The organism is Candidatus Neomarinimicrobiota bacterium, assembly GCA_041862535.1.
GTDB lineage: Bacteria > Fidelibacterota > Marinisomatia > SCGC-AAA003-L08 > TS1B11.
Genome location: JBGVTM010000341.1, coordinates 1 through 12,367 on the forward strand (window position 1 = coordinate 1; position 12,367 = coordinate 12,367).

General features: G+C 54.5%; 12 protein-coding genes. 4 read left to right on the plus strand and 8 right to left on the minus strand.

Annotation, left to right across the window (positions count from 1 at the left end; all coding sequences use genetic code 11):
- The 6 genes from ACETWG_12280 to ACETWG_12305 form a co-directional block, all read right to left on the minus strand.
- Positions 1-193: hypothetical protein (locus ACETWG_12280; GenBank protein MFB0517364.1), on the minus strand; the 193-nt coding region annotated here is incomplete at its 3' end.
- A gap of 12 nt (positions 194-205) precedes the next feature.
- Positions 206-730, minus strand: a complete 525-nt coding sequence (locus ACETWG_12285) for a helix-turn-helix domain-containing protein (GenBank protein MFB0517365.1) — start codon at positions 728-730, stop codon at positions 206-208.
- A 428-nt stretch (positions 731-1,158) separates the two neighbouring features.
- Complete coding sequence (locus tag ACETWG_12290) at positions 1,159-1,515, minus strand: DsrE family protein (protein ID MFB0517366.1); 357 nt, start codon at positions 1,513-1,515, stop codon at positions 1,159-1,161.
- 83 nt (positions 1,516-1,598) lie between these two features.
- Positions 1,599-2,378 (minus strand): TrkA C-terminal domain-containing protein, encoded by a 780-nt coding sequence (locus ACETWG_12295; protein ID MFB0517367.1) that lies wholly within the window; start codon positions 2,376-2,378, stop codon positions 1,599-1,601.
- Between the two features lie 115 nt (positions 2,379-2,493).
- Positions 2,494-3,333, minus strand: a complete 840-nt coding sequence (locus ACETWG_12300; GenBank protein MFB0517368.1) for an ABC transporter permease — start codon at positions 3,331-3,333, stop codon at positions 2,494-2,496.
- 29 nt (positions 3,334-3,362) lie between these two features.
- On the minus strand, positions 3,363-4,283 hold the full coding sequence (locus ACETWG_12305) for an ABC transporter ATP-binding protein (GenBank protein ID MFB0517369.1): 921 nt from the start codon (positions 4,281-4,283) through the stop codon (positions 3,363-3,365).
- Positions 4,284-4,469: 186 nt separating this feature from the next.
- Between ACETWG_12305 and ACETWG_12310 the strand changes: the two genes are divergently transcribed.
- On the plus strand, positions 4,470-5,633 hold the full coding sequence (locus ACETWG_12310) for a Gfo/Idh/MocA family protein (protein ID MFB0517370.1): 1,164 nt from the start codon (positions 4,470-4,472) through the stop codon (positions 5,631-5,633).
- A gap of 11 nt (positions 5,634-5,644) precedes the next feature.
- On the opposite strand, the gene ACETWG_12315 is transcribed toward ACETWG_12310, so the two are convergent.
- Positions 5,645-6,619, minus strand: a complete 975-nt coding sequence (locus ACETWG_12315; protein ID MFB0517371.1) for a glycosidase — start codon at positions 6,617-6,619, stop codon at positions 5,645-5,647.
- A gap of 525 nt (positions 6,620-7,144) precedes the next feature.
- On the opposite strand from ACETWG_12315, the gene ACETWG_12320 reads away from it, so the two are divergent.
- From ACETWG_12320 to ACETWG_12330, 3 genes are read left to right on the plus strand one after another with little or no spacing between them, the layout of a single operon-like run.
- Positions 7,145-8,080: a glycoside hydrolase family 130 protein gene (locus tag ACETWG_12320; protein MFB0517372.1), complete on the plus strand. Its 936-nt coding sequence runs from the start codon at positions 7,145-7,147 to the stop codon at positions 8,078-8,080.
- On the plus strand, positions 8,077-9,021 hold the full coding sequence (locus ACETWG_12325) for a glycosidase (protein MFB0517373.1): 945 nt from the start codon (positions 8,077-8,079) through the stop codon (positions 9,019-9,021). The genes ACETWG_12320 and ACETWG_12325 overlap by 4 nt, the downstream gene beginning before the upstream one ends.
- A 32-nt stretch (positions 9,022-9,053) precedes the next feature.
- Positions 9,054-11,405, plus strand: a complete 2,352-nt coding sequence (locus ACETWG_12330) for a glycosyltransferase (protein MFB0517374.1) — start codon at positions 9,054-9,056, stop codon at positions 11,403-11,405.
- Positions 11,406-11,561: 156 nt separating this feature from the next.
- On the opposite strand, the gene ACETWG_12335 is transcribed toward ACETWG_12330, so the two are convergent.
- Positions 11,562-12,367, minus strand: an 806-nt coding sequence (locus ACETWG_12335) for a YncE family protein (protein ID MFB0517375.1), incomplete at its 5' end; no start/stop codon positions are given.

The window sequence follows — 12,367 nt, forward strand, 5'->3', positions numbered from 1 at the left end:
CTCCTGCTCTACCTGACTGAGCTACGAGTCCACATTCGGGTTTATTACAATCACATTTTGAACATAGTTTAGAACCATAACCATCTACATAATGCCATAGATTATTTGGATTTACATAACTTCCTAAATCTATGCTTCTTCTTACTTCATGATTACAATTCTTGCATTTAAGAATTCTTTTACTAGGATTCATATTTTAGACCTGCTAAATGATGATTTTAACATGGTTGGGTTCTAAAGATTGTCTGGATTCAATTTCGCCACGCGAAAAGGTAATGTGTTCACTTGCCACGGGAACGGTGTCTCTATCCTTTCTTTGCAGGCATCGACCGTCAGAAGTCAAATAGACGAAATCGGTTCCCTTCGGAACAGAGAAATATAAAATAAGTTTGTCATTGTAAATATGCTTGTTAGCCCATGGAGTAGGGAGTGGGGTGTCCGCGTGAACTTGATATCGAGGTGCTCTTAACAAATTATCGAGATCATTATCTGGAAGATCTAGACCCGTTACGGTACCATCATCCTCAACGCCTACTAGCAATTCGCCTCCATCAGAATTCGCAAATCCAACGAGTGTATCCCCGATGTCTTTACTAATCTCTTTCCAATGGCGAGGTACTTTTTTATCGGGGCTTCCTTTGAAGCCGCTCTTAAACTCTCTAAAATGGCTCTCCCCAACTTGGAGAGCAATCTCTACTCGTTCAGAAAACTTCAGAATTTCTAACTTCACTTTTAATTCCTCATCAGAAGTCTGTTATGCCTTTGGTAACCACCACCATGTGATATTGGGATAATTCTGTGAGACAGCCATTAAGGGGGCTACTATTGGCAAATTTCTAGTAAATTGATATCATCCATAACCTTCGAAATGGAATTCATTAAACCTTTTATAAACATTATAGTTATTCAAGAAATAATATTTAAAGATAAAATAATAAAGTTGTCATTGTCAATATGCATCTGTAGCCATGCAACCCTCACTCATTGAAAACTTTCACAAACCCATGGGTTGTAGGCCTCCTTATTTCAAAGCATCCTTCCGTCGTAACAGCACGAACGCCACCGCAATGATCCCCGCTTACGTCCTATGTTTACAAGATAGACAAATACCTGGCCTTAAAGGATGGTGCTAGGCGGCCTGCCGTAAGGAGGTAACCTTTACAGCGTAATCACCTTCGCCGCCTGCCACTGAGCGGCGATGATGTCATGCATACCGCCTACGATGCCTACCTGTACCTTATCTGTGAGGCCGTAGTACTTCAGGCAGGTGTTGCAGATGATCAGGCGCACGCCTTTGGCCTCCAGGGACTTGAGGAGCTCGAGAACCGGCGAGCCCTCAACCACCAGCTTGACGCCTTCGGTGTAGAAGCAGACCACGCCCGGCAGGTAACCGTTCTCAGCGAGCATGGTCAGGTAGGTCTTGAGGAGTTTCTGCTGCAGCTCCTCATCGGCGTGTCCCATGCCGTTGCGGGTGATAAAAATGGCGGTGGAGAATTGCTTGCGATCAACATTCATGGCAATGAGCCTCCAGAATCGAACAATCTGCTTATCCAGTATACTTAATTGTGGTTAGCGACTTATAATGGCCCGGCTAATTCCTAGTCCCCCGTATCGGTGACCGGATCTTCTCTCCTTTCCTCCTTAATAATTTCTTTCTGTTCCTCTACCGCCTTGGCATGTTCCCGGTCTCCGCGCCGGTCCTTGCGCCGCTGATCGAGTCCTTCAATATTGGGCACCCGCCCGTAGATAATCAGCAGGTCCTTCTCATGAATCAAGCTGTCACCCTTGGGCGCTCCCAGGTAGGTTCCGTCCAACCGCTTGATACCCAGAACGATGATGCCCTCATGCCGCAGGTCCGATTCCGCCAGCGTCTTGCCTTCAATCCAGTCCCCGGGTTCCACTTCCATTTCCACCAGGCTGTATTCCCCGGCCAGGTGCATCAGACTGGCATAATCCCGCACATCCAGGTCGGTATAGCGCGCCAGAAACCCGTCGATCAACTGCGAAAGATGACGATTCACCCAGGCGCTACGGGTGATAAACCAGAGTCCGGTCACACCGGCGATCAGCAGGATGATTTTAAGGGAGAAATGCCCCGACTCACCCTGGTTCACGAAAGTCAGAATGAGGGTGGAGATTACCGTCACGATGCCGGCGTTGCCCAGCAGCATCAGCCACATCACGATCCGGCGCCGCACCGGATGGTTCACCACCAATTCCGATTCGGTGGTGGTAAATCCTGACCCGGTAAACGCCGAGCGTGCCTGGAAACGCGCCGATTCAATCGAAAGACCGGTGTGCACCAGAGCGTTCGTCGCGATGCGTGTGATCAGAAAGGATAATGTAAGCACCAGTAATAAGGTGATAATCGCAATCATCTCTACAACCCGTGTTCAAATGGCATTGAAAAGAAACTGTCCCTGTTATGGCATCCCTGCCAACTTAAATGATAAACGAATATATGAAAACTGGTATGATGATGGAAAACAAGCCTTATGTCAGCACGTCCTTGCGCCGAAACAGCACGAACGCCAGGCCTGAGAAGACGGCCGAATACACCCCGAGGTTGATCAGGCTAACCCTTGCTTTACCCCAGGGGATGGGATCACGAAAGGCGTACGTCCAGAGATCGAAATGGGAGGTGAAAAGGTGCTTCTGGAACCATTGGAAGGCATCGATGTCGATGATGGTGAGCACCAGGCTGATGATAAGTATGGCCATGGTGCCTACGATGGGGCCGATGGCATTGGTGACCATCACGGAGAACAGGAAGGTGAGGGCGGTGACAGTGAACATGGTGTAGAAGGCGAAGAGGTAGGCCAGGCCGAAGCGCGCCAGGGCGATGTCCCAGGGGAGGACCAGGATACCCTCCTGGTCGAACAGGAAGATATCGCCGATACCGAGCCACCAGTTGCCCAGTCCCAGGCTGAGGATCCCCAGCCAGGCGACCAGGGTGGTGCTGTAGGTGGCGGCGGCCAGCAGCTTGGAGGTCAGTACCCGGTTGCGGCTCACGGGCCGGGTCAAGTAGATCCGGAAGGTGCCCGCCGTGCCTTCACCCGCTACCACGTCCCCGGCCACCAGGGTGATGAGAAAGGGTATGTGGATGAACAGGGCGTTCATCAGGATATGACTGGCCCACATACCGTTGGCCAGGTTGCCGGTGGTGATAAATTCGTCTCCCAGGCGATTCAGCATATCCCGCTGGATGGCTGATCCGCCTGCGGAAAAACCCCACATAACTAAAGGGACCACCACGGTGATAGCCCCAAAACCGATATAGGTTCGCCACTTGCTGAAGGCCTTGATAAGCTCGTTAAGGTACAAGTTCCACATGGCGGTCAGTACATCCCTCAATAGACGGATCAGGGGATCTCTTTGAATCCGAACAGTGAGAGGAAATAGTCCTCCAGTTTAGAGACCGGTGTCAGGGAGAAGATTTCCACACCCTTTTCACCCAGCTTGCGGGCTATCTCGGGGCGGTGGCGATGGTCGATCCTGAATCGCAGGTGCTGGCCCTGAACCACCACCTCAGTGACGAAAGGAAGGCTTTCGAGGACCGTCCTGGCGGTATCCAGGGGTTCCGCCTCCAGCTCGGTGAGGGTGGCTGTTTCCGCTGAGAGGAACTGATCAACCGGGCCCGAAACCAGCAGTTTCCCTTCACTGAGTACTGCCATCCCGGTGCAGATTTGCTCGACTTCATTGAGCAGGTGGGAAGAAAGGAAGATGGTCATGCCTTCCTCCTGGGCGAAGCGGCGGATCATCTGGCGTACCTCATGCATGCCCTGGGGATCAAGACCGGTGGTGGGCTCATCCAGGATTAGTAGACGCGGCCGATGAAGGATAGCCTGAGCGATGCCCAGCCGCTGGCGCATGCCGTGGGAATAGGTTTTGACCCGGTCGTGGGCCCGTGCCTCCAGGCCCGCCAGTCGGAGAACTTCGCGGCAGCGGGCCTCATTCACTCCGTCGTGCAGGCGGGCCAGCAGCTTCAGGTTGGCCAGGGCGGAAAGGTTGCCGTAGAAATTCGGTTCATCGACCAGAGCACCGATCTGGCGCAGATAACGGGGGTAGTCGCTGCGGATGGATTGGCCAAAGATATGGGCGTTACCTTCCGTGGGACGGATAAGGGAGAGAAGCAGGCGGATGGTGGTGGTCTTGCCGGAACCGTTGGGGCCCAGAAAGCCGAAGACTTCACCCTCCTGGACTTCCAGGGTAAGGTGATCCACAGCGCGGAGTCGACCAAAGCGCTTGGTTAGGTTTCGGGTGGCAATAGCGGGTGAAGCCATAGGTTAAATGTAGTGGCTGGCGTGGGGGTAGATCAGTAGATTTGTATCACAGATACAGTATGGCTAACCGATCCCCAGTAGGGAGTGGATTGCAGGATGTGTCTTCCCCAGTCTTTGCTGCCCCGCCGCTCGAAGCGTAGCTTGTCGACAGCAGCCTGAGATCGAATTCTCTTGGAAGGAGGTTATATGGAGCCGCAGCGGGTAGGAATCGTCGGTTACGGTGGATTTGGACAGTTCTTGCATTACGCCTGGGCTTCCTGTGAGCGGGTGCGGATTGTGGCGGCGGCGGATTCTGATCCGCTACGAAATCCCGGCCCGCCGGTGCGTTTTTTTACCCGGTGGGAAGACCTGGTGGCTGCACCCGGCATCGAACTGGTCGCCGTTGCCACCCCGCCCCGGACCCACGCCGATATCGCCTGCGAAGCCATGCAGCAGGGCAAGCACATTCTGGTAGAGAAGCCATTAGCCGTTACCCGGCAGGAAGCAAGGCGGGTAATTGAGACCAGGGATCGGACGGGGATGGTGGCCGGCATTGACTATATGCTTCGATTTAATCCCCTGGTGGAGGCTATCACCGCTTTGACGCATGAGGGCAGCTTGGGGGCGCTGCGCCGGGCGGTGGTGGAAAATTATGCTCAAGACGAGGTGCTACCGCCTGAGCACTGGTTCTGGGATCGGAGCCGCTCAGGTGGGATCTTCGTAGAACATGGCGTGCATTTTTTTGATCTCATTAATAATCTGGCTGCGTCTTCACCACGAAACATCAATGGCGCCTGCCACCAGCGAAACGAGCGTCAAGAGGACCGAGCGGTTGCCACGGTGGCCTATGAGGATGGGCTGATGGCCACTCATTACCACGCCTTCTCCCGCCCCGGATTTTTCGAACAGACCTTCATCAGGTTGGTCTACGATCTGGCTGAGATCGATCTGGAGGGCTGGATTCCTTTGTCAGGCCGGGTGAGGGCGCTGGTAAACCAGGCCACGGAGGGGAATCTTCACCGCCTGCCCGGCTTCCGGATCGTGCATAAAGTGGATATCGAAGATGTGGAGGATCTCTCGCGGCCGGAAGGGTGGGGCCGTAAGCGCTTGGACACTCGTCGGGAGGGGATGATTACATCCGGCGGCCGTTCCTACCAGGCGGATAGTCTCATCACTGGCACCTTCGCTGCCGCCGGTAGCAAGGGGCAGGTCTATACCGACAGTCTTCGGCGATTGTTGGCAGACCTTCTGGATAGGATCGAAGATTCCCGGCACGTCATGCGAGTTGGTCTGGAGGAGGGGCTGTCGAGCTTGGATATGGCTCTCTGGGCGGATCAGGCGGCCCGGGTGGACCAGGCGCCTGTTCCTTGAGTTGGCAGACCTTACAACTCTTCGTGACTGTACGGGCGGCCGTGCGCTTCCAGCCAGTTCACCAGCTCCCGAAGACTTCCGGTGGCCAGCGCGATGGCGGTGTCGGCGGCGCCGTAATAGAGGTTAATAGTATCGCCGTCCGGGCTTATGGTATAGCCGCAGGGGAAGACTACTTCGGCCACATCGCCGGTCATTTCATAGGACTCTTCCGGTCCGAAAATCCATTCGTCGCCGCGTAGCAGGCAGTGAGAAGGATCTTCCAGATCGAAGAGGGCAAGACCCAGGCGGTAAATGGAGCCGGCCGCGGTTTCGCGCACTCCGTGATAGAACATGAGCCAGCCCCGGTCCGTCTCTATGGGCGGTGGTGAAAGACCGATCTTGTTGGCGTCCCACCAGGCACCTTTACGGGCTTCGAGGATCAGCTGGTGATTGCCCCAGTGCCGGAGATCGGGGGAAGAGGACATCCAGATGTGGGCGCCGAGTCCAAAGGTAGTAGGTCGATGGATGAGTGTCCAGAGGCCGTTGAAGCGCCGGGGCAAAAGGGCCGCGTCCTTATCCCAGGGGGGCATAATATCCCCGACTCGCTCAAAGTCACGAAAATCTTCCGTCAGGGCCAGGGAAACACCGGGTCCGCCCCGAGAAAACGAAGTAAAAGTGATCGCATATTTACTCAGCTCGGGTAGGAAGGTAATCCGGGGATCTTCAATGCCCCAGACTTCTTCGGGGTAATTGTCCGGGTCCGGGAGCAACGTCGGTTGTGAATCTATTCGCCAGCCGTCAATGCCATTTTTGGATCTGGCCGCACACAGGTGTGAAAGGCCGCGGCGGTCCTCTACGCGGCACAATAGCAGGGTGGTGCCATCGGGCAGCCGAGTGGCGCCGGCATTGAAGACGGTATTCATGGCGTAGGGCCAATCGGCGGCGGTAAGCAGAGGGTTCTTTGGATAGCGCCGCAGTAAAGGTTCGTGATGGTTGTTTTTTGGCATGTGGGTACCCTCAAGTTCCCGCCGCGCATTCTGTTTGATTAGATTCTTGACCAGATCAAGCATGATGCTATCGAATGCTTCCTATCTCATTATTTTGCAAATATCATACCGGAGTGAGTTATCGACCTAACCTTGGAACATATTCCGGCCTATCCCGTGCCGGCCAGTACCGTCTATAGCATAAGGTTTGATGTTGAGAATCAGGCGTTTGATCCAGCCTAAATAAGGCGCTAAAAGTATAATGAGGAAATGACTAATACCAGACAAAATAGCGCGTTTTTCAACAAGTAGGAGGAGTGGGCCAAACGAGTAAGGAGCGCATCTGGATTAAGCCTGGCAGCCGTTTCCCTTCAGAAAAAAAGCTTTAATCTTAGATAATCAATTCATTTTATATTTCGGGTAGGCGGGTGGCCGGAGGTGGACCGGAATGATTTGTTGATGCCATCCCGGAGCCCGCTATGATGACGACGGTCTTTCAGTTGAAGAAACCTGTGCCTTTACCCTTACATATCAAGGTTGAACAAGATGCCGAAGAAGCGCAGTAGGGACTTGATCCATCGCTGGGAGGGCAATCCGATCATTACCATCGAGGATCTGAGCTTTCCTTGTGCTGATATCAGTAACGCCGGGGTAGTAAAGTTTGGCGGTGAATACATCCTCCTGCTGACTATCCAGAGCCTGGAGGGTTTTTACTACATTTATCCTGCCCGCAGCAAGGACAGCCAACATTTTGAGATTGGGAACAAACCGGTCCTGGCCCCTTCGAAGAAAGGGCCCACGGCCGTATATGACCAAATGGGTGTGTTGGATGCCCGGGTTACCCGGCTGGGAAACTATTATTACATCTCATATGACGCCTTAGGCCCCCATGGCTACCGGCTCGTTCTTGCCCGGACGCAGGATTTCAAGAGCTTTGAGCGCCTGGGATTCATTTCCGAACCGGACGTGAAGGGCGGTGCGCTATTCCCGCGTAAAATCAGGGGGAAATACGCCCGGCTCGAACGACCCTGGGAAGGCGGTAGCATCTGGATCTCCTTTTCGGAAGATCTTAAATATTGGGGCTGGTCGGAGGTGGTAATGACCCCACGCGGGGGCTACTGGGACTGTGACCGGATCGGCGTTGCTACACCCCCAATGAAGATTGAACAGGGCTGGCTCCTGATCTACTACGGGGTGAAGCACACTTCTGCCGGGCCCCTCTTCCGTCTCGGAGCCGCTATTCTGGATACTCGCAATCCAGTGAGTGTGCTGGGTCGGACCGATGAACCAATCCTATCGCCCCGGGAATACTACGAACGGATTGGCGACCTGCCAAACCTGGTCTTTTCCTGTGGAGCCATTATAGAATCAGATGATGAGGTGAAACTTTATTACGGCTCATCCAATTCCTGCATCGCAATGGGGACGACTATGGTGGAAAAGATCGTGGCGGCTTGCATGGGCGAGGAGGATACCACATGACCAGGTACCGTCGTCGGGGACGTGACATCCTGCACCGCTGGGAGGGCAATCCCGTCTTGACGCTGGAAGACATGCCCTTTCCCTGCAACTCCGTTTTCAACGGCACGCCCGTTAAGCTCAACGGGGAATACCTCTTACTGCTGCGGGTTGAAGGGCAGCGGGGTTACTCCTTCTTCGCCCTTGCCAGGAGTGAGGACGGCTTCCACTTTGAGGTTGAGCGAAAGCCTGTTCTTTTTCCGGCTGAGAAGGGACTTTTTAACTTCTATGAGAACAGGGGCATCGAGGATCCCCGGGCCACCTTTATTGATGGCGCCTTTCACATTCTGTACACCGCGGTATCCGAGGTTGGCTACCGTATTGCGCTCGCCAGAACCGAAGATTTCCGCTCCTTTGAACGGATTGCTCTGGTCTCTGAACCGGGGAATAAGGACGGCGTGCTGTTCCCTGAAAAGATCGCTGGCCGTTACGTGCGGCTGGATCGGCCCATTGGGCTGGGAGTAGGCAGTATCTGGATTTCATATTCCAACGATTTGAAAAGCTGGGGTGACTCTACCGTTCTCCTTACGCCGCGCTGGGGCTATTGGGATTCTTTCCGGGTTGGAGCATCAGTGCCGCCTATTTGCACCGAACGGGGGTGGCTGGAGATCTACCACGGGACCAAAATGACCTCCGCAGGACCCATTTATCGGGCTGGTGCGGCGTTGCTGGATCTGAAGGATCCCTCCCGCGTGCTAAAGCGCTGTGATGTGCCAATCCTCACCCCCCGGGAGGAGTATGAGCGCATTGGAGATGTAGGCAACGTGGTCTTCCCCTGCGGGGCCATTGTGGAACCGGATGGGGAGATCAAAGTATATTATGGTGCTGCCGATACGTCCCTTGCAGTGGCCACAGCCCGATTGGCCGACCTGGTCGACTGCTTGAACGACCAGGAGGTGGAATAAGATGCCGAAAATGAAGGAAAGGTGTATTTGAAATGAATCGTACTGATATCCGATTTCCGTCGTTTGATCAGACCACAACACCCATCAAACGCATCGCCTTTGTTGGAAATTACATGCCATCTCAGTGTGGGATCGCGACCTTTACCACCGACCTGACGGAAGCCATGGCGGTGCTCTATCCCGAGACTACCTTTCTGGTGCTGCCGACCAGTGATGTGAACGTCCAGGGTGGCTACCCTGAACGGGTGCGGTTCATTATTGAGAAGGAAGATCTGGACTATTATCACCAGGCCGCCTATTTCCTCAACATGAATCATGTAAATCTGGTTTGTCTGCAGCACGAGTATGGTATTTTCGGTGGACCGTCGGGCCGCTACATCTTGTCCCTGCTGCGGGAGCTGCAGATGCCGGTCATAACCACCTACCATACGATCCTTCGGAAGCCTACGGAAGAACAGGCGGATGTCCTGAGCGAGATTATTACCTTGTCCGATCGCTCGGTGGTGATGACAAGTCGCGATATGAAATTTCTCCAGGAGCACTACGGTGTACCGCGTCAGAAAGTGGACCTCATTCCCCATGGTATCCCGGATGTCCCCTTCATCGATCCCAATTTCTACAAGGACCAGCTGGGGGTGGAGGGGAAGTACGTGCTCCTTACGTTCGGTCTGCTTTCGGCTAATAAGGGCATTGAATATGTGATCCAAGCCCTGCCCCGGGTGCTCGAGAAGTATCCTAATGTCGTTTATACTGTCCTGGGTGCCACCCATCCCAACGTAGTGCGGGCAGAGGGGGAGAGCTACCGTGAATCGCTGGTGCAACTGGCGGAAGACCTGGGGATTGCTGAACAGGTAATTTTCCATAACCGTTTCGTCAGCTTAGAAAAGCTGATCGAATATATCAGCGCTGCGGATGTTTACATCACCCCTTATCTCAACGTTGAGCAATCGGTTTCCGGTACCCTGAGCTATGCCGCTGGTGCGGGCAAAGCGGTAATATCGACGCCGTACTGGCACGCCGAAGAGCTGCTGGCTGAGGGTCGTGGCTTGTTGGTCCCTTTTAGAGATGCTGATGCCATTTCTCAGCAAATCCTCTACCTGCTCGATAATGAGGTCAAGCGCCATACCCTTCGTAAGCGGGCCTACCTGAAAAGTCGGGAAATGGTCTGGGAAGAGACGGCCCGCAAGTACATGGCTAGTTTTACGTATGCCCTTGAGGTGCGGCGATCCCATCCGCAGCCGGTTGCCGGCTCCAGCCGGCTGGCCGATACCGCAATTGATTTACCCACCCTCAAACTGGACCATTTCCAGCGATTGACCGATGACACCGGCTTGCTGCAACATGCCATCCATGTGGTTCCACGGTATGAGCATGGCTACGCCACCGACGATAATGCCCGGGCCCTGATTGCGGCTGTCTTGCTGGAGGACTGGCAGGAGCATGCCTCGCAAGCGCACGAATTGGCCTCCCGCTATATTGCCTTCCTCTGGCATGCTTTCAACCTAAAAACGGCGCGTTTCAGAAATATCATGAGCTATGATCGGAAATGGCTGGATGAGTCGGGATCGGAGGATGCTCATGGCCGCGCCATTTGGGCACTGGGAACTGTCGTTGGCCGCTCCCGTGTCAGAAGCTTACGGGGTGTCGCGGATCGCTTGTTTCAGCGAGCACTGCCCGCTGCCCGGAGATTTACCAGCCCCCGGGCGTGTGCCGTTGCCCTGAGGGGTGTCAGTGAATACCTCAAACGATTCTCCGGCGATCTTAGAGTAGCACAAGTGCGAGAGAAGCTGGTCGAGTTCCTGGCGGAACTGTTCGAAAAGACCAGCGGACCTGATTGGCTGTGGTTCGAAGACTACTTGATCTACAGCAACGCCAAATTGCCGCATGCCATGCTCACATGCGGACCGTCTCTGTCCGACGACCGGATTACCCAGATAGGGCTCGATTCCTTGGAATGGCTGACCAAGATACAGACCTCCGAGCAGGGCTATTTTGTACCCATCGGTAACAACGGCTTCTACCACCGTGGGCAGCAGCGCGCCCGCTTCGACCAGCAGCCTATTGAGGCCTACGCCACCGTCGCTGCCTGCATCGAAGCCTATAATGTCACCGGTGATGAAAAGTGGCGGACAGAGGCACGCAAAGCCTTCGATTGGTTCCTGGGGCGGAATGATCTTAACCTCCCCCTCTACGATCCCTTAACGGGCGGCTGTCGCGACGGGCTGCACCCTGATCGAGCGAACCAGAATCAGGGAGCCGAGTCAACTGCGGCCTTTCTCCTCTCCTTATTGGAAATCAGCTCCATGGAACAGATTGACTCCGCGGCCGTTGCTGAAGCTCTGTCAAGCGCAGCTGGCCAGGAAGTCGGTACTGGAACGCCCTGACCGAGCGGCTCCGCCGTTTACTACTTTCTGCCAGTGAGAGCACCCTCCCTGATTGGCTATCGCTGATCGGGCCGTATCCGGGTTCACAAGACCTGGTCGGGACTTGGTTCAGCGTGATCCCAGCCAGAATCCAGAGAGGGGATCAACACGTTCCCGTCATTCCCGGAAGAAGGCAAACGCCCCCGGATTCGTACCCACGGTAAACTGCGCCAGCAATTGATCACCGGTGGTGAATACATGGATTTGGCCCGGGTTAACAAAGTCCGAAGCGGTGATAAAAATGCGCTCGCCATCACTGCCGGCAGCATATTGATGGGCTACCTCCGAACCTATCGCAGAAGCCTCGTCGAGAGATAGATCAGGCTTTAGAGCCTGGACGCCGGAACCTGTGGCCAGGTAAAGCGTGCCGTTTGCCAGGAAAATGTCCACACCACCGCCAGTGCCCCAATCTGCCTTTTCTACCTGTCCCTGGCCGGGATCGATGCGGGCAATACCGCGATACGAGGTGTAGTTCTCATCATACCATTGGCGGGAGACATAAATCTCACCATTGAAGACAGCCAGCTGTTGGGGACCATTCCCAACGGAATACGTGGCCGTCGGCCCCACCGTGACAGGATCAACTGTGATCACCTGATCGTAGGTGCTCCACCCGGTTTGAAGTGGGACGGCTACGTACAGCACCTCATCGAAAACCAGAATATCCTCCGGCATACCGGGCAGGAGGATGGTGTCAGTAACTGCCAGGGTGGTAAGATTGATGGTTAGCACGGCATTGAGGTACCAGCAGGTGACGTAGCCGGTGGAATCGTGTACGGCCATTTCACGCGGACCGGCCCCGGCCAGGTCTATCCGGCCGACATATTGCAGGGCGGAAGCGGTGCGTTCAATAACCTCAACAGTCCCACTTCCATTCACCACAATATATAAGCGGTCGCCGTCAACAGTGAGGGATTGTCCTG

Bases quoted from the DNA above. Each gene is read 5' to 3' on its own strand.
- ACETWG_12320 (MFB0517372.1), top strand. From the start codon at position 7,145: ATGCCGAAGAAGCGCAGTAGGGACTTGATCCATCGCTGGGAGGGCAAT.
- ACETWG_12305 (MFB0517369.1), bottom strand. From the start codon at position 4,283: ATGGCTTCACCCGCTATTGCCACCCGAAACCTAACCAAGCGCTTTGGT.
- ACETWG_12290 (MFB0517366.1), bottom strand. From the start codon at position 1,515: ATGAATGTTGATCGCAAGCAATTCTCCACCGCCATTTTTATCACCCGC.
- ACETWG_12315 (MFB0517371.1), bottom strand. From the start codon at position 6,619: ATGCCAAAAAACAACCATCACGAACCTTTACTGCGGCGCTATCCAAAG.
- ACETWG_12330 (MFB0517374.1), top strand. From the start codon at position 9,054: ATGAATCGTACTGATATCCGATTTCCGTCGTTTGATCAGACCACAACA.
- ACETWG_12300 (MFB0517368.1), bottom strand. From the start codon at position 3,333: ATGTGGAACTTGTACCTTAACGAGCTTATCAAGGCCTTCAGCAAGTGG.
- ACETWG_12325 (MFB0517373.1), top strand. From the start codon at position 8,077: ATGACCAGGTACCGTCGTCGGGGACGTGACATCCTGCACCGCTGGGAG.
- ACETWG_12295 (MFB0517367.1), bottom strand. From the start codon at position 2,378: ATGATTGCGATTATCACCTTATTACTGGTGCTTACATTATCCTTTCTG.
- ACETWG_12310 (MFB0517370.1), top strand. From the start codon at position 4,470: ATGGAGCCGCAGCGGGTAGGAATCGTCGGTTACGGTGGATTTGGACAG.